General features: G+C 64.0%; 24 protein-coding genes and 1 pseudogene. 21 read left to right on the top strand and 4 right to left on the bottom strand.

The window, feature by feature from the left end:
• Nucleotides 1–500: 500 nt before the first annotated feature.
• Nucleotides 501–791, top strand: coding sequence for an ArsR/SmtB family transcription factor (locus BN996_RS02585; RefSeq protein ID WP_089777033.1), 291 nt, complete (start codon nucleotides 501–503; stop codon nucleotides 789–791).
• Between the two features lie 150 nt (nucleotides 792–941).
• Nucleotides 942–1,175 carry a DUF7123 family protein gene (locus BN996_RS02580; RefSeq protein ID WP_089777032.1) on the top strand — a complete coding sequence of 78 codons (234 nt, stop codon included), beginning with the start codon at nucleotides 942–944 and terminating at the stop codon, nucleotides 1,173–1,175.
• Nucleotides 1,176–1,517: 342 nt separating this feature from the next.
• Here BN996_RS02580 and BN996_RS02575 read toward each other — a convergent pair whose 3' ends face one another.
• A complete protein-coding gene (locus BN996_RS02575) occupies nucleotides 1,518–2,057 on the bottom strand; it encodes an Lrp/AsnC family transcriptional regulator (RefSeq protein WP_089777031.1) in 540 nt (179 codons plus the stop codon).
• A 192-nt stretch (nucleotides 2,058–2,249) separates the two neighbouring features.
• Here BN996_RS02575 and BN996_RS02570 point away from each other — a divergent pair, with 192 nt between their 5' ends.
• From BN996_RS02570 to BN996_RS02535, 8 genes are all read left to right on the top strand, one after another.
• The gene (locus tag BN996_RS02570) at nucleotides 2,250–2,732 is read left to right on the top strand and encodes a DUF7529 family protein (RefSeq protein WP_089777030.1); all 483 of its coding nucleotides are present in this window, start codon (nucleotides 2,250–2,252) and stop codon (nucleotides 2,730–2,732) included.
• Nucleotides 2,733–3,035: 303 nt separating this feature from the next.
• Nucleotides 3,036–4,724, top strand: coding sequence for an ABC transporter substrate-binding protein (locus tag BN996_RS02565; RefSeq protein WP_089777029.1), 1,689 nt, complete (start codon nucleotides 3,036–3,038; stop codon nucleotides 4,722–4,724).
• A gap of 51 nt (nucleotides 4,725–4,775) precedes the next feature.
• On the top strand, nucleotides 4,776–5,795 hold the full coding sequence (locus tag BN996_RS02560; protein WP_089777028.1) for an ABC transporter permease: 1,020 nt from the start codon (nucleotides 4,776–4,778) through the stop codon (nucleotides 5,793–5,795).
• Between the two features lie 2 nt (nucleotides 5,796–5,797).
• Nucleotides 5,798–6,703, top strand: coding sequence for an ABC transporter permease (locus tag BN996_RS02555; protein WP_089777027.1), 906 nt, complete (start codon nucleotides 5,798–5,800; stop codon nucleotides 6,701–6,703).
• Nucleotide 6,704: 1 nt separating this feature from the next.
• Complete coding sequence (locus BN996_RS02550) at nucleotides 6,705–7,832, top strand: ABC transporter ATP-binding protein (RefSeq protein ID WP_089777026.1); 1,128 nt, start codon at nucleotides 6,705–6,707, stop codon at nucleotides 7,830–7,832.
• Complete coding sequence (locus tag BN996_RS02545) at nucleotides 7,829–8,893, top strand: ABC transporter ATP-binding protein (protein ID WP_089777025.1); 1,065 nt, start codon at nucleotides 7,829–7,831, stop codon at nucleotides 8,891–8,893. The genes BN996_RS02550 and BN996_RS02545 overlap by 4 nt, the downstream gene beginning before the upstream one ends.
• Entirely contained in the window at nucleotides 8,890–9,252 is a 363-nt protein-coding gene (locus BN996_RS02540) for a hypothetical protein (protein WP_089777024.1), read from the top strand. The genes BN996_RS02545 and BN996_RS02540 overlap by 4 nt, the downstream gene beginning before the upstream one ends.
• Nucleotides 9,249–9,818: an S-methyl thiohydantoin desulfurase domain-containing protein gene (locus BN996_RS02535; protein WP_226908682.1), complete on the top strand. Its 570-nt coding sequence runs from the start codon at nucleotides 9,249–9,251 to the stop codon at nucleotides 9,816–9,818. The genes BN996_RS02540 and BN996_RS02535 overlap by 4 nt, the downstream gene beginning before the upstream one ends.
• A gap of 10 nt (nucleotides 9,819–9,828) precedes the next feature.
• On the opposite strand, the gene BN996_RS20450 is transcribed toward BN996_RS02535, so the two are convergent.
• Nucleotides 9,829–10,017 carry a hypothetical protein gene (locus BN996_RS20450; RefSeq protein WP_226908681.1) on the bottom strand — a complete coding sequence of 63 codons (189 nt, stop codon included), beginning with the start codon at nucleotides 10,015–10,017 and terminating at the stop codon, nucleotides 9,829–9,831.
• Here BN996_RS20450 and BN996_RS02530 point away from each other — a divergent pair.
• From BN996_RS02530 to BN996_RS20725, 5 genes and pseudogenes are all read left to right on the top strand, one after another.
• The gene (locus BN996_RS02530; RefSeq protein ID WP_226908692.1) at nucleotides 9,931–10,587 is read left to right on the top strand and encodes a DUF1177 domain-containing protein; all 657 of its coding nucleotides are present in this window, start codon (nucleotides 9,931–9,933) and stop codon (nucleotides 10,585–10,587) included. The genes BN996_RS20450 and BN996_RS02530 overlap by 87 nt on opposite strands.
• A 1-nt stretch (nucleotide 10,588) precedes the next feature.
• Nucleotides 10,589–11,248: an AroM family protein gene (locus BN996_RS02525; protein ID WP_089777023.1), complete on the top strand. Its 660-nt coding sequence runs from the start codon at nucleotides 10,589–10,591 to the stop codon at nucleotides 11,246–11,248.
• A 1-nt stretch (nucleotide 11,249) separates the two neighbouring features.
• The gene (locus BN996_RS02520; protein WP_089777022.1) at nucleotides 11,250–12,197 is read left to right on the top strand and encodes an aminopeptidase; all 948 of its coding nucleotides are present in this window, start codon (nucleotides 11,250–11,252) and stop codon (nucleotides 12,195–12,197) included.
• Nucleotides 12,194–13,147: a nitroreductase family protein gene (locus BN996_RS02515; protein ID WP_089777021.1), complete on the top strand. Its 954-nt coding sequence runs from the start codon at nucleotides 12,194–12,196 to the stop codon at nucleotides 13,145–13,147. The genes BN996_RS02520 and BN996_RS02515 overlap by 4 nt, the downstream gene beginning before the upstream one ends.
• Nucleotides 13,147–13,759 (top strand): annotated as a pseudogene (locus tag BN996_RS20725) (aspartate/glutamate racemase family protein). The gene BN996_RS02515 and the pseudogene BN996_RS20725 overlap by 1 nt, the downstream one beginning before the upstream one ends.
• 176 nt (nucleotides 13,760–13,935) lie before the next feature.
• Here BN996_RS20725 and BN996_RS02505 read toward each other — a convergent pair.
• The gene (locus BN996_RS02505; protein ID WP_089777020.1) at nucleotides 13,936–14,736 is read right to left on the bottom strand and encodes a TrmB family transcriptional regulator; all 801 of its coding nucleotides are present in this window, start codon (nucleotides 14,734–14,736) and stop codon (nucleotides 13,936–13,938) included.
• A 388-nt stretch (nucleotides 14,737–15,124) separates the two neighbouring features.
• On the opposite strand from BN996_RS02505, the gene BN996_RS02500 reads away from it, so the two are divergent.
• Nucleotides 15,125–15,919: a TrmB family transcriptional regulator gene (locus tag BN996_RS02500; RefSeq protein WP_089777019.1), complete on the top strand. Its 795-nt coding sequence runs from the start codon at nucleotides 15,125–15,127 to the stop codon at nucleotides 15,917–15,919.
• Between the two features lie 50 nt (nucleotides 15,920–15,969).
• Here the strand turns inward: BN996_RS02500 and BN996_RS02495 are convergent, their stop codons facing one another.
• Nucleotides 15,970–16,296, bottom strand: a complete 327-nt coding sequence (locus tag BN996_RS02495) for a hypothetical protein (protein WP_089777018.1) — start codon at nucleotides 16,294–16,296, stop codon at nucleotides 15,970–15,972.
• 347 nt (nucleotides 16,297–16,643) lie between these two features.
• Between BN996_RS02495 and katG the strand changes: the two genes are divergently transcribed.
• The 5 genes from katG to BN996_RS02470 all read left to right on the top strand — a co-directional run bounded on the left by katG (nucleotide 16,644) and on the right by BN996_RS02470 (nucleotide 23,197).
• Nucleotides 16,644–18,800 (top strand): catalase/peroxidase HPI, encoded by a 2,157-nt coding sequence (gene katG, locus BN996_RS02490; RefSeq protein WP_089777017.1) that lies wholly within the window; start codon nucleotides 16,644–16,646, stop codon nucleotides 18,798–18,800.
• 441 nt (nucleotides 18,801–19,241) lie between these two features.
• Entirely contained in the window at nucleotides 19,242–19,757 is a 516-nt protein-coding gene (locus BN996_RS02485) for a DUF7342 family protein (RefSeq protein WP_193310919.1), read from the top strand.
• 85 nt (nucleotides 19,758–19,842) lie between these two features.
• Nucleotides 19,843–20,202 carry a hypothetical protein gene (locus tag BN996_RS02480; RefSeq protein WP_226908679.1) on the top strand — a complete coding sequence of 120 codons (360 nt, stop codon included), beginning with the start codon at nucleotides 19,843–19,845 and terminating at the stop codon, nucleotides 20,200–20,202.
• 471 nt (nucleotides 20,203–20,673) lie between these two features.
• Nucleotides 20,674–21,819 (top strand): Fic family protein, encoded by a 1,146-nt coding sequence (locus BN996_RS02475; protein ID WP_089777302.1) that lies wholly within the window; start codon nucleotides 20,674–20,676, stop codon nucleotides 21,817–21,819.
• A 49-nt stretch (nucleotides 21,820–21,868) separates the two neighbouring features.
• Nucleotides 21,869–23,197 carry a hypothetical protein gene (locus BN996_RS02470; protein ID WP_089777015.1) on the top strand — a complete coding sequence of 443 codons (1,329 nt, stop codon included), beginning with the start codon at nucleotides 21,869–21,871 and terminating at the stop codon, nucleotides 23,195–23,197.
• Nucleotides 23,198–23,385 lie beyond the last annotated feature (188 nt).

Here is a 23,385-nt window from a genome sequence, read left to right as displayed (position 1 = left end):
TCAGTGCGTCGGTTCGCGGGCCGTCGCCGACGCCGCGGTCCGTTCGTCGCTCGCTCGACACATTGTTTAGGCTAACCTAAAACGTGTCGGTTCGAGCGGTCGGTCGGGAACGGTTCGGGCCGTTCGCCGCGGCGTCCGGTTCCGCACCGCGACCCGGCGCGCCCTGTTTCGAGAGGCCGCCCGCGACGCGACCTCTCTCAGCCGTCTGCCCGCGCTAACGCGCCCGAGTCGCTCGTTTTCGGTTCGAATTTGGGTCTAATTTGTGCCCCTCTCGGGGGCAACTCTGCGTCGAGTTCGGCGAATCGTTATCCGCGGGAACGCGACTAGATTAGGTAGACGATGCAACTCACGGACTGTGGGACGAACACGCTCGCGGCCGACCGGAAGACGACCGAGGCGGTCGAGCGACCATGACGAACTACAGCGGGGGCAAGCAGGCGCTGCGGCAGACGGCGACAGATGCACGTCACGAACACCGACACGGCGGCCCCGGAACCCAGATGCGGCGGCTGTTGTGGTGGCTCGTCGGCGGGACCCGCGGCGGGAAAAACCGCCTCAGAATCATTCGCGCACTGCACGAGCGGCCGCTGAACACGAATCAGCTCTCGAACGAACTCGATCTGAACTACAAGACCGTCCAGCACCACCTGGAGATGCTCACGGACAACGGCGTCCTCACCACGAGCGGTGAGGAGTACGGCAAACTGTTCTTCCTGACGCCCAAGATGGACGACAACCTCGACCTCTTAGACGACATCGCAGAGCGAACCGCGTTCGACGACGGCGACTGAGGCGACGCCGCGCGGTGTCTCCGGCCTCGCTTCGCCTCGAACTCCTTTCCCGCCCGCGGCGCGAACTCGGTGAGAGTTGTGCCTCATCTGGCCCCGAATTGGCCGTAAGTTCGGAAATCGAATTTCACCTCGCGGCCCGCACCCCGAGCCATGAGTTCCGATAGTGCACCCTCCAAGCGGGACCGACTCGAACAGTACCTCTCGACGCGCGCCTCGGAGGGCGCGTTCTACTTCAAGAGCAGACACATCACCGACGAGGTCGGACTGTCTTCGAAGGAAATCGGGTCGCTCGTCGAGTTGCTCCAGCGCGAGGCCGAGGCGCTCCACATCTCGCGGTGGGGGTACGCCCGCAGCACCTCGTGGTACGTCGAACCCGCCGACTGAGTTGCGAAGGCGCTCGACTGACGGCGTCGCAAAAGAATGTTGGTGGGGTTCCGGCCCGAAGTGGCAGGGCAACCGGGTCCGAGGCGGTGTGCAAGTCCGGGCCGACGGGGAGACGGGGAACGCGGCGGCCGACGACCGACCGAGCGACCGAGGGGCGGTGCTCGGTGGACGCGGCGCGCCGCCGACAGGGTCCGTCACAGAGAGGGGAGTTCTGTTCCCCGTCTTCGAATGAGCTAACGGTGAAATAGCGCTTTTCCGAACTTCGGGACAACACCGACCGAACTCCGGCCGAACTCCGTTCGGATTACACCCAATTCTCGCTCGCGGCGACCCGCGACTCGGTCACGACGCGTCGTCGGCGTCTTCGCCCGGCCTGTAGAACGTCCGGTGGAACATCTTGTAGGAGTCGGTGATGGGGACGATGGTGTAGGTGTCGACCACGTCGCTGTCTTGGAGGAGTTCGCGGACGTAGCTGTTGATGCTACTCAGGGAGGACTGCCAGACGCGAATCAGCAGGTCGTACTCGCCGATGCACTCGGCGACTTCGTACACCAACCCCTCGTCGAGGAGCCGCTCGATGAACGCCGTTATCTCGTCGTTCGTGGAGTGGCTGTCGTAGGAGATATGGACCTCGGCGTAGGGATAGTTGGCCGCCCGAAAGACCAACAGCGCGAAGATTTCGAGAATGCCGTCCTCTTGGAGCATCTTCCGTCGCCGCCGCGCGGCCGTCCGAGAGAGCCCGACGCGGTCGGCCAACTCCGTGTCCGAGATACGCCCGTCTTTGTTCAACTCGCGGAAGATGCGGACGTCCTTTTTGTCCATCCGGTCTTCGAGAAGCTCGACAACGCGCGGGTCCTCCATCCACTCCTGCGAATCGGGCATTGCTAGTCTCACGGTTATACCGCTTAGCTTCATATATATGAATGTTTCCTCGAAATCTCCGAATTGGATACAGTATGTGAACGAATCGTTTACTCGCGCCAAGGCGGCGGACGACCGAAATCGCAGGCCGTCGGTGGAACGCGCGTTCAGGCCCCCAAACACTTTTACTCCGCGTTCACGGAGGGTGACGACATGGTTCGCGGAAAAATCAATCGAACGAACAAGGCCCTCGCAGATTGGGCCGACATCCTCACTGAAATCGACGAGGTCTCGGCGGAACTCGAAGATTCCGGCTGGGAGACGCTCGTCCTTCACCCGGGAGACGTTTCCACGACGGACGCGGCGGCGGCCGCCGACTCCGGATTCCGGCTTCTCGTTCCGGATTCAGAACTCGAAGCCCTCGAATCGACAGTTTCTGGCCCTGATGCGGCGTTCGAACAGTTCGAGGTCTACCGCGCCCGCGACACCAACGTCCGAATCTTCGTCGTCGTCGTGAAATCCGAGGAAACGATGGAAGCGGTCCTCTATCCCGTGTTTTACGACGCCGACACCGACTCGTCGTTCGTCGAAACGCTCCGGACCGAATCCGAGATTCGGACGACGGTGAGCGACCTCGGAAACAGTCGCCGCTGTTCGTTCCGACACACCGAACCCGGCCTGTTTCTCCCCCAGTAACTGCCCGCGGGGTCGCTGATTCCGTCTCGTCCCCGACCGCTCTCGCCGCGACGTTCTCGTGATTGACGAGCCGAGTCTGTCCACTATTCTCACGATTAGCTGTGCATATTCGATCTCTATCGGGGAAGCCAAGACCGAATCGGCTTCTATATCTTCTCATGGGGTGTATTCGTCCATATCTGTGGGTTCTCGGTTCTCTCCAATATTATTACGAACTTACAATTAGATGAATCAACTTCTTTTATAGACGATATGTTCAATCACTAGGAAAGCTTTATACGAATGGGGTATCCACAAACCTCCATGCCAACCGGCAACATAGAGCGCAGAAAACTGCTGAAACTCATCGGTGCGGGCGCGACGAGTGTCGCGCTCGCGGGCTGTCAGGGGACCCAGCAGACCGAGACGAGCGACGGGAGTTCCGGGAGCGACTCGACTGCGACCGAACAGACGAGCGACGGCGGAAGCGGCGGAAGCGGCGGCAACGACTTCCACTTCATCGCCGGGCAGGTGTTCGGGACGCTCGACCCCGCAGAGCAGGTCGACTACACGCAGGGGCTCGCGGCGCAGAACCTCTACGACGAACTCATCACGGTCGACGCCGAGACGCTCCAGCCGACCGCCCACATCGCCGAGAGCTGGGACACCGAAGACGAGGGCCAGACGTGGGTGTTCACCCTCCGCGACGACGTGACGTTCTCCGACGGCACGCCGCTGACCGCCGACGACGTGGCGTACTCGCTCACCCGGATGCTGGAACTCCAGCGCGGCTACTCGTCGTTCTGGCTCGACTACCTCGACCCCTCGAACATCTCCGTCCGCGACGAGCAGACGGTCGCCTTCGAGTTCAATCAGGCGTACGGGCCGGCGCTGGCGACGTTCGTCCAGTTCTACATCGTCAACAGCGCCGTCGTCCAAGAGAACGAACAGGACGGCGACTACGGGAACGCCTACCTCCAGAGCAACTCCGCCGGGTCGGGCGCGTACGTCCTCGACGACTGGGAGCAGGGGAACTCCATCGAGGCGACCGCCTACGAGGACTACTGGAAGGGCTGGAGCGAGGACAGCTTCGACACGTTCCGCTCGACGGTCATCACCGAGGAGTCCACCATCAAGACGACGATGCAACAGGGCGAAGGCGACATGACCGACCAGTACATGGGCACGCAGGCGTACGCCGAGATGGACTCGTACTCCAACGTCCGCGTCCCCGAGGTGCCGCAACTGCAGTTGTTCCACTTCCCGCTGAACTGCCGGAAGGCACCGACCGACGACATCAACGTCCGGAAGGCCATCGCCTATGCCTTCGACTACGACAGCGCCGTCAACGACATCATCGGCGGCGGCGGCGTCGCGGCCGGGCCGGTCCCCCGTCAGATGGCGGGCCACAACGGCGACCTCGTCCCGATGGAACAGGACCTCGACAAGGCCAAGGAGTTCCTCGACAGGGCGGACTACTCCGTCGAGGAAATCAACGAAATCGGCCTCGAACACGTCGTCGTCGCCGGCACCGAGCTCCAGCGCCAGATGGGGCTTCTCAATCAGGCCGGGCTGAACGAACTCGGCATCGACCTCGAAATCAACCCGCTTCAGTGGGCCCGCCTCACCGACCGCGCGACGAGCGCCGAGTCGACCGCCCACATGACGAACATCTTCCACACGGCGAAGATGCCGTCGCCGGACAGCCACACCTACCTGATGTACCACCCCTCCTCGTTCGGGTCGTACATCTCCCAGTCGTGGTACTCCACCGACGAAATCGCGGCCACCCTCGAAGAGGCGCGCAAGTCCACCGACCTCCAGAGCCGGCTGGAGAAGTACGAGGAGGCGCAGGCGCTCATCGTCGAGGGCATGCCCAGCGTCTACATCGCCAACCCGCCGTACCGCATCGGCATCAACGAGAACGTCGAGGGCTGGCAGTACCGCGGCGTGATGTCGTTCGACTGGGACGTCCACTCGATGACTCGGAGCGGCGAGGGTCGCGCGGAGTAGCCGCCCGACGACTTCCGACGCCCCGCCTCGGGCCGTCTTTCCAACTCACCAATGTCATACGTAGATTACCTCGTTCGGCGCGCAATCCACTCGGTCCCCGTCATCTTCGGGCTGTCAGTGCTCATCTTCCTGATATCCCGCGTGATTCCGGGCGACCCCGTTCGGTTGGCGCTCGGACCGGAAGCAACTGACCAGCAAGTCGCGGCACTCCGCGCCGAGATGGGCCTCGACCAGCCCCTGCCGATGCAGTACGTCGACTGGCTCGTCGGCGTCGTGCAGGGCGACTGGGGGATGTCGCTCCGGACGAACAACAACGTCTTTTCCGACATCGTCGCTCGCCTGCCCGCGACGCTCGAACTGACCGTCGTCACGCTGTTTTGCGCCGTTCTGTTGGCGATTCCGTTCGGCGTCGTCGCCGGCACCAACAAGGACCGCTGGCAGGACCACCTCTCGCGCATCACCGCCCTGTTCGGCGTGTCGATGCCGCGGTTCTGGGTCGCTATCGTCCTGCAAATCGTCTTCGTCGTCAGCCTCGGACTGTTGCCCCTCTCGGGGCGACTCAGCGACGGCGTCGCTCCCCCGCCGGCGGTCACGCGCCTGTATCTGGTCGACAGCCTCATCGCCGGCCAGTTCGGGACGTTCCTCGACGCGGCCACGCACCTCCTGTTGCCGACCGTCGCGCTCGGCCTCGCCACGCTGGCGCAGGTGATGCGGCTCATCCGCTCGGACATGATCGACGAACAGCGCAAGGACTACGTCCTCGCCGCGCGGGCCTACGGCCTTCCGAACGCCCTCATCGAATACAAGTACATGCTCCAAAACGCCTTTACGAGTTCACTCACGGTGGTCGGCCTCGCGTTCGGCTTCCTCCTCGGGAACGCGTTCCTCGTGGAGATCGTCTTCGCGTGGCCGGGGATGGCGCGCTACGGCGTCCAGGCCATCCTCTATCAGGACTTCAACGCCATCGTCGGCGTCACCATCGTGGTCGGTATCGGCTTCGTGACCGCCAACTTCGTGGTCGACCTGCTGTACGGTTACCTCGACCCGCGGGTGCGGCTGGAGGAGGGATAGCCGTGTCCACGAAGACCTCCATCCCGTTTCTCGACACCGAGAGCGCCGCCCGGAAAGAGCGGATTCGACAGCTCAAACGCGGCTTCCGCACCTTCGCGGGCAACAAGCTCTCGCTCGTCGGACTGGCGATGATTCTGACGCTCATCATCGCGGCGCTTCTCGCGCCGTACATCGCGCCGTTCCCCGAACACGCCGGCGCGGGCGTCTACTTCGACCAGGCGAGCGAGCCGCCGAGCGCGACGCACCTGATGGGCACCGACACGACCGGCCGCGACATCTTCAGCCGCGTCCTGTTCGGCGCGCGCCTGTCGCTCCTGATGAGCGGTATCGTCCTCTCTATCGCCATCTCCATCGGCGTGACGCTGGGCCTCATCGCGGGCTACCTCGGCGGGACGACGAACACCGTCATCATGCGGGTGACGGACATCTTCCTCGCCATCCCGCCCACGCTCCTCGCCATGGCGGTGGTCGCCGCGACCGGCGCGTCGCTGTTCAACGTCATGGTCGCAATCGCCTTCTCGTGGTGGTCGTGGTACGCCCGCCTCGTGCAGGGCGAGGTGCTCTCGATAAAGGAAGACGAGTTCATCGAGTCGAGCCGGGCGCTCGGCTCGGGGTGGGTGCGGACGACGTTCAGGGAGATTCTCCCGAACGTCGTCAGCCCCATCACGGTCAAGGCGACCCTCGACATGGGATTCGTCATCCTCGTCGGCGCGGGCCTGTCGTTCCTCGGCCTCGGCGCGCAACCGCCGACGCCGACGTGGGGCGCGATGATCGCGCAGGGCCGCAACTACGTCACGAGCTTCTGGTGGATCGCCGTGTTCCCCGGACTGGCGATTTCCTTCGCCGTCCTCGGGTTCAACTTCATCGGCGACGGCCTGCGCGACGTGCTCGACGTGGAGGTGGACTGAGATGGGTGAGCCCATCTTGGAGGTGAAGAACCTCCACGTCCACTTCGAGACCCACGACGGGACGGCCGAAGTGATAAACGGCATCGATTTCACCATCGAGCGCGGCGAAACCGCGGCGCTCGTCGGCGAGACGGGCTGTGGCAAGAGCGTCACCGTGAAGTCCATCATGGGACTGCTCCCCTCGGCGACCATCCCCGAGGGCGAGATTCGCTACAAGGGCGAGGACGTGCTCTCTCTCTCCGACGCCGAGCGCCACTCGCGGCGCGGCAAGGAGATGAGCATGATAATGCAGGACCCGATGACGAGTCTCAACCCCGTCCTGACGGTCGGCGAGCAGATGATGGACGTGTTGAAGTGGCAGGGGCGGCCGCGGCTGTCGCTGTCGAAGCTCGTCCGCGACGCGCTGTCGACCGGTTCGAAGGCCGAACACCGGGAGCGGGCCATCGAGATGCTCGGCGAGGTCGAAATCTCGGCCCCCGAGCGCGTCTTCGAGAGCTACCCGGTCGAACTCTCCGGGGGGATGCGCCAGCGCGTCCTCATCGCCATCGCGCTCCTGTCGGAGCCGGACCTGCTCATCGCCGACGAACCGGGCACCGCCCTCGACGTGACGACCGAGGCGAAGGTGCTCGACCTCCTCGACGAACTCGTCGAGGAGCGCGACACGAGCGTCCTCTACATCACCCACGACCTCGGCGTCGCCCGCGAGGTCAGCGACCGCATCAACGTGATGTACGCGGGCGAAATCGTCGAGCAAGCGCCGACCGCCGACCTGTTTGCGAACCCCCAGCACCCCTACACCCGCGGGCTGTTGGAGAGCATCCCGACGCTGTCGACCGGCATCGGCGACGGCATCGAAGGGCACCTGCCCGACTACACGGACCCGCCGGTCGGCTGTCGGTTCGTCGAGCGCTGTCCGCACGCGGAGCCGGCCTGTTACGACGCGTACCCGTACCCGCGGCAGACCGGCTCAGACCACGCGACCGCGTGCCATCTGTTCGACGGCCCGCCCGCCCGCGAGCGCCACGAATCGCTCGCCGCCGACCCGGTTGACATCGGCACCGCGCCGTGGCTGGTCGCCGGCGGCGACGCCCCGGGAGACGTCTCAGCAGACGGGGGGACGGACCAATGAACGACTCAGCGTACACGACCGACTCGACGGCGGCGGCACAGCGCGACCGGGACCTCGACGACCCGATGGTCACGGTCGAGAACCTCAAGAAACACTTCCCGCTGTTCGAGGGTATCCTCCAGAAGAAGGCGGGGGAGGTCCGCGCCGTCGACGGCGTGAGCTTCTCCATCGCGGAGGGCGAGACGTTCGGCCTCGTCGGCGAGTCCGGCTCCGGCAAGACGACGACCGGCCGGTCGATGCTCCGCCTGACGGAGCCGACGAGCGGGCGGGTCGAAATCGACGGCCAGAACGTCGTCGACCTCTCCGACGGCGAGCTCAAGCGGTTCCGCCGGAACATGCAGATCGTCCATCAGGACCCGTCTTCGAGCCTCAACCCCCGCCACCGCGTCAAGTCGATCATCGAGGCACCCCTGAAGATTCACGACTACGGCGACTCCGAGGCCCGGCTCGAACGGGTCGAGGAACTCTTGGACATGGTGGACCTCCCGCGGGAGTTCATGTACCGCTACCCCGGACAGCTCTCGGGCGGCCAGAAACAGCGCGTCGGCATCGCCCGCGCGGTCGCGCTCAACCCGAAGTTCGTCGTCCTCGACGAGCCGACGAGCGCGCTCGACGTGAGCGTGCAGGCCCGCATCATCAACATCCTCGAAGAGATACAGGCGGAGTTCGGCATCACCTACCTGTTCATCACCCACGACCTCTCGCTCCTGAAGAACGTCGCCGACCGCATCGGCGTCATGTACCTCGGGCGGCTCGTCGAGGTCGGCGACGTGGACTCGGTGTTCGGGTCGCCCCAACACCCCTACAGCCGGGCGCTCCTCTCCGCCATCTCGACCATCAGCGAGGAGGACGAACTGGCGAAGCCCGACCGAATCACGCTCGACGGCGAGGTGCCGGACCCGAGAGAAAAGCCCAGCGGCTGTGCGTTCCGGTCGCGCTGCGCCCACGAGTTCGACGCCTGCGCGGTCGAGGAACCCGAACTGTACGAGCGCGGCCCGGACCAGGTCGCGCGGTGTTTCCTCCACGACGACCGGTTCGAGGAGGGAGCGGAGTGGGAATGACCGGGGAGCGCACAGACCGTCTCGCCGCCCTCCGGCGGGCGCGACGGAACCGCCCGTGGACCGACGAACTGCTCCGGTCGTGCGCGTCGGACCCGGCGGCGTTCAAGGCCGCCCAGCCGGCGTGTTCGGCCTGCGACCGGCCGTGCCGCGACGACGAGGTCTGCGCCACGGCGGTCGCGAAGTCCGACGGGCTGTTCGAATCGATGGGCCGCGACCAGACGTACCACCTGCTCGCGGCGGGCATGAAGCGACTCCGGGCGCGGGGGACCGCGACGCTTCGCAACGCCGACAGACAGCGGCCGAACGCCTTCCTCAGCGCGACGGCCGACGACGCAGACACCCCCGAGGCACCCCAATGACGACAGACGACACGCGGACGATAACGGCGGAATGGGTCGAAGACATCGCGGTCGGCGGCGCGGTCCTCGGCGGCGGGGGCGGCGGCTCGCTGACCAAGGGCATCGAGTTCGGCGAACTCGCCGTCGAGTACGGCCGGCCGACAATCGTCTCGGTCGCCGACCTCGACCCGACGGACGTGGTGCTGACCGTCAGCGGCGTGGGCGCGCCCGCCGCGACGGAGAGCCACGTCGACCCCGCGGACTACGTGCGCGCGGTCGAACTACTGGTGGACAGACTCGCGGCCGACGGGACGACCGTCGGCGCGCTGATGACGAACGAGATGGGCGGGTTCGCCACCGTCAACGGCCTGCTCCAGTCGGCCGTGACCGGGCTCCCGCTCGTCGACGCCGCCTGTAACGGGCGGGCGCACCCGACCGGGCCGATGGGCTCTATCGGGCTGTCGCAGGACGCCGAGTCGGTGCAGGCGGCGGTCGGCGGCGTGCCGGGCACCGCGGCCCGACTGGAGACGGTCGTCGAGGCGGAACTCGGCACGGCGGCGTCGCTCGTCCGGCACAGATGGGGATAAGAGACAGCGTCTACTTCGACCAGGCGAGCGAGCCGCCGAGCGCGACGCACCTGATGGGCACCGACACGACCGGCCGGCCGAACTCGGCCCGGTCTCCGACGCCGACGGGGCCATCGTCGCCCTCGCGGTCGCGCTCCACCTCGGCGAGATGCGCGCCCGCGGCGACGTGCTCGCCGGCGACGTCCGCATCGCCACGCACGTCTGTCCGGACGCGCCGACCTCCCCCCACGACCCGGTGCCCTTCATGGGCAGTCCGGTCGATACGAGCACCATGAACGAACACGAGGTGGACGAGGAGATGGACGCCGTCGTCTCCGTCGACGCCACGAAGGGCAACCGCGTCCACTGCGAGCGCGGCTTCGCCATCACGCCCACGGTCAAGGAGGGGTGGGTGCTCAAGGTGAGCGACAGCCTCCTCGACATCCAAGAGCGGGCGACCGGCCGCCCGCCGAGCACGCTCACGCTCACGATGCAGGACATCACCCCCTACGGCAACGACGTGCACCACATCAACAGCATCCTCCAGCCGGCGACGGCGACCGACGCGCCCGTCGTGGGCGTGGCGACGACGAGCGTCTCGCCCGTCCCCGGCTGCGGGACCGGCGCGAACTACCTCACCGACCTGCTCGACGCGACCGGGTTCGTCGTCGAGACGGCCAAGGACTTCACTCGCGGCCGCGCGTCGTTCTACGACGAGGCCGAATACGACCGCCTCACGTCGCTGTACGGTTCGATGGGTCGCCTCCAGACGCTGGGCGAGGGCGTCTGAGATGTCGACGCTCGGACTCGTGACCATCGGGCAGGCCCCCCGGACCGACGTGACGCCCGACATCGCGGCGATGCTCTCGCCCGAGGTGGAACTCGTCGAAGTCGGCGCACTCGACCGGTTCGACTCGGCGGCCGAGGTCGAAGCCGCGGTCGGCCCGCGCGAGGGACAGCCGGTGTACGTCTCCCGACTCGCCGACGGGACGGCCGTCACCGTCGACCGCGAGTCGGTCGTCGACCTCCTCGGAGCGCGCATTCGCGACCTCGAATCGGAGGTGACGGCCATCGGCGTCCTCTGTACGGGTCACTTTCCGCCGTTCGACGTCAGCGTCCCCGTCTTCGAGCCGAGCGACCTGCTTTCGGCGTGGGTTTCGACCATCCTCGACGGGGGCACCCTCGGCGTCATCATGCCCAAGGAGGAACAGGAGGCCATGACGTTCGAGAAGTGGGCCGACTACGACCTCGTCACCGCCGCCGGGTCGCCGTACGCCGACGAAGACGAGGTGTCGGCCGCCGCGGCCGACATCGGCACCGACGCCGACCTCATCGTGATGGACTGCATGGGCTACACGCCCGAGATGAAGGCGACCGTCCGCGAGATAACGGACACGAGCGTCCTGCTCGGGCGGTCGGTGCTGGCGAAGACCGCAGAGGAGGTGCTCTGACGTGGCCGACTACCGCGCCGTGGCGAAGCGACTCCTCGCCGAGAACATGAACGCCCGTCCCGGCGAGACGCTCCTCGTCGTGACCGACACCGACACGAACCACATCGGTCGGCCGCTGTTCGAGGCGGGGGTCGACCTCGGCTTGGAGTCCGGCCTGTTCGAGATTCCGCCGATGGAGCGAAACGGGATGGAGCCGCCGGAATCGGTCGCCCGCGCCATGGAGTCGGCGGACATCGTGGTCTGTCCGACCAGCGCGTCGCTGACGCACACGCGGGCCCGAGAGGCCGCGACCGAGGCCGGCGCGCGCGTCGCCACGATGCCCGGCATCACGGACCAGATGTTCAGCGAGGGCGCGATTACGGCCGACTACGAGGAGGTCGAGCGCCTGACGGCGGCGCTCACGGAGAAGCTCACCGCGGCCGACGAGGCCCGCATCGAGGCCGGCGGCGCGTCGGCGACGATGTCGCTTTCGGGCCGCGACGGCATCCCGAGCGACGGCATCATCGCCGACTCCGGCGACTCCGGCAACCTCCCGTCCGGCGAGAGCTACATCGCGCCGGTCGAGGGGACGGCGACCGGAACGCTCGTCTTCGACGGCGGCCTCGCGGGCGTCGGCGTCCTCGACGACCCGCTGACGGTCGAACTCGACGGGGGACGCATCGCGTCCGTCGAGGGCGCGGCCGCCGACGAGTTCCTCGACGCGACGAGCGGCGACGACTGCGCCCGCCGGGTGTGCGAACTCGGTCTCGGGACGAACCCGGCGGCGAGCATCATCGGCACCGTCCTCGAAGACGAGAAGGTGTACGGCACCTGCCACGTCGCCTTCGGCGACAACCTCGGCTTCGGCGGCACCATCGACTGCGACTCGCACCTCGACGGCGTCATCCTCGAACCGACGGTCTCGCTCGACGGCGAGGTCGTCGTCGCCGACGGCGAGGTGCGCGTGTGAGCGACCGCACGCCCCCGGCCGGTGACCGCGCGAATACAGACTACACGGACCACACGGACCGGCCCGCGCTCGCCGCGGCGGCCGCCGAGGTGCCGGACCTCGCGCCGTGGCTGGCGCGCCGCGCGACGGTCCGCCAGTTCGACACCGACGCCGAGATTCCCGACGACGAGGTCCGCGCGATGGTCGACGCGGGTCGGAAAGCCCCGACGAGCGGGACGACCCAGATGTACAGTTTCGTCTGGATACGCGACCCCGACCGCCGCGAGCGGATTCACGAACTGTGTAGCCGCGGTACCGTGCAGGTCGAGGAGGCGAGCCAGTTCCTTCTGGTCTGCATCGACGTCCGCCGGATTCGACTGCTGTTGGAGCACCGCGACCGGGAGTTCCGGACGACGCCCGCGATGGGGCTGTTGGAGGGGTCGATAGACGCCTCGCTGGCCGCGATGGGCGTGATGCTGGCCGCCGAGAGCCGCGGCTACGGCGTCTGTCCCATCGGCAACATCCTGAACAACCTCACCGAGGTCGCCGCGACGGCCGACCTCCCCGCGGGCGTCCTGCCGATTTTCGGCCTCTGTCTCGGCGTTCCGCGCCACGGCGAGGCGACCGAGAACGCCCCGAGGGTTCCGCTCGACACGGTGCTCCACGAGGGCGGCTACCGCGACCCCACCGCGGCGCAACTCGACGCCTGCTACGACGCGATGAACGAGATGTACGGCGACAGCGTCTACGGCGACGACCGCCGCGAGTGGCAGGAGACGCTCGAACGCTACTGGGGGCCGAACGGCTTCATGAACCGCCGCGAGGGCGAACTGCTCGACGCGCTCCGACAGCAGGGCTTCTTCGCGGCCCGCGGCATCGACGAGCCGGCGGACGCGGACACGGCGGACGCGGACTCGGGCGCGCCGGACCCGGACGCCGACCGGAACGGGAACGGCGGGGGTGCCGCCTGATGGTCGAACTCGGCGTCCTCCGCGTGCTCACCCTCGACGACCCCGAGGAGGTCGCTCTCCACGGACGACTCGTCGAGCGACACTACCCGCACGTCTCGACGCTGTCGCGGTGCATCCCCGACCACCCCGACGGGATTCCGAACGCGGCCGCCGAGGCCGACGCACTCCCGCACATCGAGGCGCTCGGCCGCGAGCTGGCGACCGAGGTCGACGCGCTCTGCGTCAGTTGCGCGCTCGACCCCGGCGTGGAGGCGCTCGACGAGGCGCTCGACATCCCGGTCGCGCGTCGGGACGCTCGGCCTCGAAAACGGGGCCGGGTCGGCCATTCGTGACCTGCTCGGCGACCGGCTCGCGGCCGAGGAAGTCGTCGAGGGCGCGGCGACGACGAACTACCTCACGACCGACGACGGGCGGGCGGCGATTCGCGCGGCGGTCGACCGCCTCGTCGACGCCGGCTGTGACGTCGTCGCGCCGAGCTGTACCGGCATCTCCTCGTCGGGCGCGATTCCCGACGTGCGGGCCGACGTTCCGATACCCATCGTCGACCCTGTCGTGGCGATGGGCGCGGTGGCGACGACCGCTGTCGCGCCGCCGCGTCCACCACGGCAGTAAGCTGCCGGACCACCCCGACGGCATTCCGCGCCGCTCGCGCCGCGCTCGGGGTCACGCGCGAGCGATTTTCTCGACAGTCGTCGGTCGATTGTACCGAGCCGAAGTAACGAGCTTCCGACTTCGAACGCTTCCGTCTCCGTGTTTCGAACCGCCCAAAGAGTCGGCCGGCCCCCGTCTCAGTCGTCGAGGCCGTCGTTTTCGAGCCGCCACGTGAATATCGCCCGGAGCACCGCGACGAGGCTGTTCGTCTCGCCGGCCCCCCAGATCGCCGTCTCCGACCGAGGGCTCGACGGAGCCGCGTCTCTGCCGTTGACGAGCACGCTCACGAGCGTTTGCGCTCCGTCGACCATCATGAGGCGGCCCGCGGGCGTGTCCGACCACATCCACAGCGTGTCGAACAGCTCCGCGTCGGGGATTTCGTCGTGAATCATCCCCTGAACGTCCGGCGAGATTCCCGCCACCCGAATCGAGACGCCCCGGCGTGCCGCCTCCCCCAGCGCCTCGGTGACGTCCTCGGTGAGCAGTCCCTCGACGGTCATGTAGACGATTTCGTCCTCCGCGCCGCCGATGAATTCGAGGACACGGTCCGTGACGGCAGGCTGGCCTTCAACCGTCCAGACGCCACGCTGTTCCTGCTTGCGCTGGGCAGTTCCGAGTTCCTGAAGCGCCGTCGTCAGAAGGGAGGTCCGCTGTCTCATCTCCTGTTCGAACTTCTGGCACGTCGTCTCCGCGGACACCACCCAGAACTTCTTCGGTGAGGACTGTTGGATGTCGACGAGTCCCCGCTCGCGTAACTCGTCGACCGCGTCGTACACCCGAGTTCGCGGGACTTCGGAGACCTCGCTAATCTCCGTTGCCGTGCCGATGCCCAGACTGGTGAGCGCGACGAAGGTCCGTGCGGCGTACGCGCTGAGGCCGAGTTGTTTCAGTTGTTCGATTGCGACAGAGCGGAAGTCGTCGCCCGAGTCAGTACTCATAATGGGTGCCTCGTTGTCTGCGAAACTCAGCCACGACAAGTGGCTGAGGCGGCACGTGTCGATTGTGGTTGGGACACAGTACTTCGCTGTGTGCCGCGGGTAGTATCTAGCTTGGAACAATATAGTAGTTTGTGATTAACTGAGTGAATCAATGAGAGATGGACTAGAGATGGCTGTCCAACGAATCTCGGGTGAATAAACAGATGTCACTACGAAACTCACAAGTTTCATTCGCAAAAACCCTCTTCAATTGCTTTTTCAGGCCGACACTCGAACGATATCTATTCTACGACGGAGCCGGTTCACTCATTCAGTAACAATTGTTATCTGTTTGCCGATACAAGATTTCGTGGAGCGCCGGGACGACTCGGAATGCCGGTTGGGACACATGAGCACGGAAGATCCACAAGAGGACGCTGTCGACGTACTTCAGCAACTCGGACTCAAAGAGTACGAGGCAAAGTGTTTCGTCGGACTCACTCGCGTCTCGACGGGCACGGCGAAGCAACTCAGCGAAATCACCGACGTACCGCGGACCCGCGTCTACGACGCGGTTCGCATGCTGGAAGCACAGGGGCTCGTCGAGGTCCAACATTCGAGTCCGCAACGGTTTCGAGCCGTTCCGCTCGCGGAAGCGACCGAGACGCTCCGTGCGCAGTATCAGAGCCGAATCGACCGGCTCACGAACGCGTTGGAACGTACCGAACGAATCGACTCGGACGACGAGAGTTCTGTACAGGAGGTCTGGGCGATGACCGGGACGGACGCCATCGCAAACCGGACGCACAAACTCCTCGGTACCGCGAAAGACGAGATCGTCCTCGTCCTCGGCGACAGCTCGCTTCTGACCGACCGACTCGCCAAGGACCTGAACGCTCGCGCTGAGGACGTGGACGTGCTCGTCGGGGCGGCGACCGAACCCCTACAACAACAGGTTCGGGAAGCGGTCCCGGACGCGACGACCTTCGTCTCGGGTCTGGAATGGCTCCGTGGCGAGAACGCCGCCGAAAACCTCGCTATCGGTCGTCTCTTACTCGTCGACCGCTCGTCGATTCTCGTCAGCACCATCGTTCCTGACACTGGCGAAGAGCACGCGATTTTCGGTAGTGGATTCCAGAACGGCCTCATCGTCATCTCGCGCCGGTTGCTGTCCCAGGGATTGCTCGGCCGCGACTCGGAGTAATCCGCGACCGACGCTGCCGTCGGTTCGAACATCGGGTCGCTCGACGACGCTCACAGCACGTCGCCCGTCAGTCTCTTTTCGTGGTCGTCGATGACGCGCAACAGCGGCACGATATCGTCGAAGTGCGGGCCCCTGCGGATGTCGTACCAGTTCCCGTTCGGCTCGATGAGGCCCATCCGTTCGAGCTTCGGGAGGTGGACGTGGTACATCTGCAGTTTCAGTTTCCGAACATCGGTTCCGGGCCGAGCACGGCCGTCGTCGAGCGCGGAGCCGCTGGAAGTCGCCGTGAGAAGCGCGAGAAGCAGTTGGCGTCGTTCGACGTGTTGTATCGCCGCGAGCTGCGAATCAAACGAGAGACCGGGTGTTTCGTCGTTCATCGTGCGCGATATGTACGACCGTCACAGACCTAAATATTAGATAAATTCATACCTACTATCTTTTTGATTATCTGAGTGAGTACTGGGACCTCCCGTGCTAGCCGAATCGACCCGGCGTTGACCGACCCCGTTTGTCCGTACCGGGGCGTCAGTATAACCGGTGTACGCGGGCGCGAAATAAACCGCGCGCTCTCTCCGGTTAGCTACTCGAATTCGAAATAGAATCTGCACCTCGTGAGCGTCCTCATCGAGGATTATTCATAAATTAAAAAGATCGCTTTGGCTATAGCCAAGACTTAATTCAAAATCAGTCAATTTTATCACCCAAAAGCGGTAACTGTTGGCGTATGAATGGCTCCGACCATGACTGGTGGCCAGACCAGTTAGACCTCGAAATCCTCGACCAGAACGCCCAACAGATCGACCCGATGGGAGAAGAGTTCGACTACGCCGAGGAGTTCCAGAACCTCGACTACGACCAACTGAAAGCGGACATCGAGGAGGTCTTGACCGACTCGAAGGACTGGTGGCCGGCCGACTACGGCCACTACGGACCGCTTTTCATCCGGATGGCGTGGCACAGCGCCGGGACGTACCGCGCCCACGACGGCCGCGGCGGCGCGTCCGGCGGACACCAGCGCCTCCCGCCGATCAGCAGTTGGCCGGACAACGTGAACCTCGACAAGGCGCGACGCCTCCTCTGGCCCGTCAAGAAGAAGTACGGGAACCAGCTCTCGTGGGGCGACCTCATCGTCCTCGCCGGCAACGTGGCCCTCGAATCGATGGGCTTCGAGACGTTCGGCTTCGCGGGCGGTCGCGCCGACGACTACGTCGGCGACAAGGCCCCCAGCTGGGGCCCCGAAGAGGAGTGGGAGACGACCTCCGCCGAGCGCTTCGACGAGGAGGGTAACCTCAAGGAGCCGCTCGGCAACACCGTCATGGGCCTCATCTACGTCAACCCCGAGGGCCCCAACGGCGAACCCGACCTCGAAGGCTCCGCGAAGAACATCCGCGAGACGTTCAGCGGCATGGCGATGAACGACAAGGAGACCGTCGCGCTCATCGCCGGCGGCCACACGTTCGGGAAGGTCCACGGCGCCGACTCCGGCGACAACCTCGAAGCGGAGCCCGAGGCGGCTCCCATCGAGGAACAGGGTCTCGGCTGGAAGAACAACCACGGCTCCGGGAAGGGCCCCGACACCATCACCAGCGGCATCGAGGGTCCGTGGACCAGCGCGCCGACCCAGTGGGACATGGGCTACGTCGCCAACCTGCTCGACTACGAGTGGGAGGCCCACAAGGGCCCCGGCGGCGCGTGGCAGTGGCGGCCGGCCGACGAGTCGCCCGCGGACAAGATTCCGGACGCGGCTCCGGACGCGCACCTCCCCGACCAGTTCGTCGACCCGATGATGCTCACCACCGACATCGCGCTGAAGAAGGACCCCGACTTCCGCGCGGTGCTCGAAGAGTTCCGCGAGGACCCCGCGGAGTTCCAGGAGTCGTTCGCCAAGGCGTGGTACAAGCTCCTCCACCGCGACATGGGCCCGCCGTCCCGGCTCGTCGGTCCCGAGGTTCCGGACGAGGCGATGCTGTGGCAGGACCCCATCCCGGACGCCGACTACGACCTCATCGACGACGAGGACGTCGAGGAGCTCAAAGCCGAGCTTCTCGACTCGGGCCTCTCCGTCTCCCAGCTGGTCAAGACCGCGTGGGCCGCGGCGTCGACGTACCGCGACAGCGACAAGCGCGGCGGCGCGAACGGCGCGCGCATCCGCCTCGAACCTCAGCGTAGCTGGGAGGTCAACGAGCCCGACCAGCTCGATGACGTGCTCGGCACCCTCGAAGCGATTCAGGCGTCGTTCAACGACGCGCAGTCCGACGACACCCGCGTCTCGCTCGCGGACCTCATCGTGCTGGGCGGCGCTGCGGCCGTCGAGCAGGCGGCGGCGGACGCCGGCTACGACGTCGAGGTTCCGTTCGAGCCCGGTCGGACCGACGCGTCGCAGGAACAGACCGACGTCGAGTCGTTCGAGATGCTCAAGCCGGACGCCGACGGCTTCCGGAACTACATCGCGGACGACGTCGAGGAGCGACCCGAGGACCTGCTCGTCGACAAGGCCGACCTGCTCGCCCTCTCGGCGCACGAGATGACCGTCCTCGTCGGCGGCATGCGCGCGCTGGGCGCGAACTACCAGGACTCCGACCTCGGCGTCCTCACCGACGAACCCGAGACGCTCACGAACGACTTCTTCGTGAACCTGCTCGACATGGACTACAAGTGGGAGCCGGTCTCGGACGACGAGTACCTGTACGAGGTGCGCGACCGCGAGACGGGCGACGTCGAGTGGGAGGCCACCCGCTTCGACCTCATCTTCGGCTCGAACTCCCGCCTGCGCGCCATCGCGGAAGTGTACGGCGGCGACGACGGCGAAGAGGAGTTCGTCGAGGACTTCGTCGAGACGTGGCACAAGGTCATGAGCCACGACCGATTCGACCTCGAATAACCGCTCCGTCCGCTCTCGGCTGAGGCGTTCTCGAAGCCGGACCGCGGTGTCGGTCCCGTTTCTCTCACGTTTTCTTGTGACGCCTCGGAACGACTGTCAATTCCGACAGCTGACTCTTCGCCGCGAGTTCGGATGGCTAGCGCGCTCGTTCTTTGGTTCTAAAACGTTCCAGAAGTCTGCGGTCCCGATGGAGATTCGGTACGACACGAAACAACATCGGATTCAACGTGACCCACCGCGAAACGGGCCCGACGGGCTTTCGTGCGGTGAATGGACGGAGTCTAGATTTCAGTTGATTGAGGGTCTGTACGGCGCATTTTCAGCGGGGGGCAGTCGACCGTATTTTTGAATTCATTTCGTTCGCCAGGCGAACGCTGTCCTTTGCCCAATCTATATTTCCAATCTAGTGGATATATGTTCCATCGTCTCGTAGAACCGAGTATGCCCGACAAAGCCCGGAACGACCCCCACGCTTCGATGACCCGGGGTGAGCGAATCCGTGCCGCCGCTCGGACGCTTCGAACTCCTCGTACCGCGTCGTGGGTCGCGAACGAGACGGAAGTCTCCGTGAAGACGGCACAGAAGTACCTCAACCAACTCGTCGAGGACAACGTCCTCAGGAAGATAGAGCAGGGCGACCAGACGCTCTACTGCGTCGACCAGCTTATGGCGACCTATCGAGAGGTCGCGGCACTCCAGCGAGAACACAGTCGCGAGGAGCTGACGAATGCCCTCGATTCGCTGCGGAGCAAGATTACGGGCTGGAAGCAGTCGTACGAGGTCGAGACGCCGGGCGAACTTCGAGCGAGTATCGCGGACCTCGACGACGCCGACGAAGTCGAAACGAGACGAGAGGTTGCCAGCGAGTGGGAACACCTCTCCGACCGCATCCCAGTCGTTCGAGCGGCGCTCAACGAGTACGATTGGGCGACTAAACGAGACTCAATCTCCGCGTGACCAAATGGGGTTATCAGGAACTATCGACAGTTCGGTCTACGAAGGGCTGAAGGACGTTTTGCAGAGGCACCCTGCGGTCACGTCGGTGTCCTACGAACCGGATAGCATCGTCAAGAAGTTCATCCAAGCAGAGGTCGACCCAAATCGAGTCGTACCGACGACTGGGCCAGAGTCGCCGACGCTCGATGTTGAGTGGCGATTCGTTGGGGACGTGTCGCAGTTTCGGATACATTACGCAGATCCGAACACGGGGTTCAATTGTGGATGGCATCGTGACGACGACCACCCCGAACTCGGGGCAGTTCACTTCCAGTATTCTCTGCCAGATAGAGAAGAGACCAACCACGAGGCGACTCAGTTCGAGAAGCAGATTCCGACGGAGATTCTGTGGACGGTTCTGGACAGGTTGTTTCAGGAGCGGCTTCCGGAACTCACGATGGAATAGATCGAGTTGGGAACGAACGAAATCTTGGACAGTTCGTTCATTGAACCGGTGAGGGCACTTCTGGGGTCTCTCTGTGTCGAATATGCCGTTTTAGAAAATGACGGACCCGATGGGCTTTCGTTCGGTGAATGGACGGGGTCTAGATTTCAGTGGATTGAGGGTCTGTACGGCGCATTTTCAGCGTGGTCAATAGGTCTCATTTTTGGCTTCATTCCGTTCGAAATCTGAACGTCGGCATTTATCTCCCGGACAGACCGATTCGTTGTCAAACCGTCTCCTTGCTAGTAGACAACGGTGACTCGAACACGTTTTCTTGTTCAGTAGTTTAAATAGTAGTTTCACGAGACCTGGGCTCACTGACTGCTATTCCAAATTCTCCGGGTTGCTCTGTACATGCTGCGTCTCGTTTCCCAATCTTGTTCAATTAGTATATCCGTAGTTATACATGCTGGCGCCCAGTATTGGATGAAAATGCGGACGAAGAAGCTCCCAAAGGAGGCACCGGGGAAATACGTCGAGTACCATCCGCGTCCGTACTACTCACCAGACCCGCTTCCTCCAGAGCCGAAAATCGAACTCCCCGACGAGACACACGACCTCGTCGCCGACGCAGCCTACCAGATTGGCCGTGTCGATGGCATCAGTTCGACGGTCGATTTCGCTGCCGTCCTCTATACGACGCTCATCCGAATCGAGGCAGTCGAGTCGGCCCGAATCGAGGGCGCAGAAGTCGATTATCAGGACGTCGCCGCGTTCCACACGAAACACGAAGACAGCGCCGATGCAGAGGAACAAAGCAAGGACTTGCGTGAGGCCCTGAACTACGAGGAGGCGCTTCTGTACGGTATCGACCACGTCGAAGGCGGGGGCGAACTCACGCTCGATTTGATTAAACATCTTCACGAGATGCTCCTCGATGGTGTCCGTAACGAGGGCGATGTCGTCGGAGAGTTCCGTGACCACATGGTCCGGCTCGATAGTCCAAACCCAGTCAAAGACCCGTTTATTCCTCCGTCGGCGTCGTCTCTCGATGACCTCATGTCTTCGCTCGTCGAGTACGTCGAGTCGGACGGTGAGTACCACCCACTCGTCGACGCCGCGATTATTCACTACTTCTTCGAGACGGTCCACCCGTTTTCGGATGGGAACGGTCGTCTCGGCAGACTCGTCATCATCCTCTATCTGGTCGACCAAGGGTACATCGAGAGTCCGTACATCTATCCGAGTGCCTACTTCAACCGGAACAAGGTCGAGTACGTCGAGAAGACGCGCGCCGTGAGCGAGCAGGGTGAATGGGTCGAGTGGATCGACTTCTTCCTCGAAGCGCTCCGGTCGCAGGCCGAAGAGTCGTACGACCGCACGTGGGCACTCAAAGAACTGCAGTCGAGGTACGAGACGGACTACGCCGGAAACACGTCGACGGACCGGTTCGCCCGCAAATTGCTCGAAATCCCGTACTTCACGGCGAACGACATCGTCCGGGAACTCGACGTATCACGTGGAACTGCGTACAACGTCATCGAGAACCTCGAAGACGCCGGTCTCATCGAAGAAGTGACCGGGGCCGAGTGGGGCCAAGAGTACAAGGCGGTCGACGTGTTCGACGTGTTCGAGTAGGCCGCTTCGGCGCGAAGGTTTAAGTCATAAACCGGGACCATCCCGGTTTATGAACCGTCGAACGTTCCTCACCTCGCTCGCACTCGCATCGACTGCCGGTTGTACGACGACGAAGTCTGATTCGGCCGTTGCATCGTCCGGGGAGGACACATCTCCATCCTCCGAGGCGACGACGAGTGGACCAGTACAACGCCCGGTTGGGGAGTCGTACTCACGGCCCGATGGTGCTACCATTGTGGTTGCATCCGCTCGGTTCACTGGAGCAGCACGGTTGGTCGACGGAACCACAATCAGCCCAGAGGAGGGTAACGCTTTGATCTTAGCTGACGTCCGGGCAGCGAATACGGGTGAATCGGTCGTCGACCTCCCTTCTCGTGACTCTCTGGCACTTATCACCGGTGGGAGCCAGTACCGACCTCTCAAACCGAAGGGGAAACCGGGCGGGGAACCGACGCTGTCGTTCCCGTTCGGTGGGGCACTTTATGAAACAGTCGAAGACGCCCATCCTAACGTCACCGCGCTGGGCTGGGTTTTCTTCGAGGTCCCGGCTGACTCGACGGATTTCCGTCTATCACTCTCCGATTCACGTTCGTCTACCGTGGAAGCATATTGGGAAGGGTCGGTTGACCCGAGTTCACTCCCGGACATGGAGGTCACGTCGCTCGACGCCCCGGAAGAACACGTCAACGGTGGCGAAATAGAGTTCTCTGTGTCGGTGACTAATACAGGCGGAAACCCTGGGCTGTTCAATCAACGGTTCTCTGTCGTGCGGAGCAACGTGCCGAACGCACCGGGCGGCATACTCGATGCGACGGTCGAACCCGGAGAGACGGTGACGATCGAAAAAACGCTTCCAGCAAAAGGGGTTCAAGACGTAACAATCGCAGTGCCTCCCGCGTTCGAGAAAACGACTCACGTCGTTCCCACGAAGGCACAGTTTGGAAGCTCTCACGAGCTACCGAACGGTGTCAAACTTCGGGTAGACAAACCGATAGTCAGTGATACGGTTTGGGTCGAGGAAAACGGAGGTGGCTTCGAGAACCGTTCGATCGACAGACGCTCGTTCGCTGTCTTCGAGATAACTGCGTGGAACCCGACGGATTCGATCATCTCAGAACCCGAGAAGGACTGGTTCGAAGTCGAAGGCAACGGGTTCGTCGATTCGAATTCGAATCGTGGGTTCGCACGTGGACTGCGTGAACCGGTCGAGATGCCATACTTTCGTGGTTCGCGTGAGATTGCCCCCGGAGAAACGACGAATGGTGTCCTCTACTTCGACGTTCCAAAGAACACGAGTACTGGCGACATCGCTTGTCGAGTGAAATGGCCGGTGACGGAACGTGCGAACAAGGTCTGTGAATGGAAGATGGGCGAATAACCCAGACGCACAGTTGCATCTCCCGATGAAAATTTGGACGAGACGTATTCGAATACCTTCTAGTTCGCTAAATGGTGTGCCTGAGCACCGAATGAAATCACGGACAGCTCGTTCGTTGGATTGGTGAGTGGCTTTCTGGAGTCTCTGAGCACCAAATATACAGTTTTAGGAAATCATGGACCCGGCGG

Origin of the sequence: Haloferax massiliensis, from assembly GCF_001368915.1 — an archaeon.
GTDB lineage: Archaea > Halobacteriota > Halobacteria > Halobacteriales > Haloferacaceae > Haloferax > Haloferax massiliensis.
The sequence above is the reverse complement of the archived record's forward strand: the minus strand, read 5'-3'. Positions and strand labels throughout refer to the sequence as shown.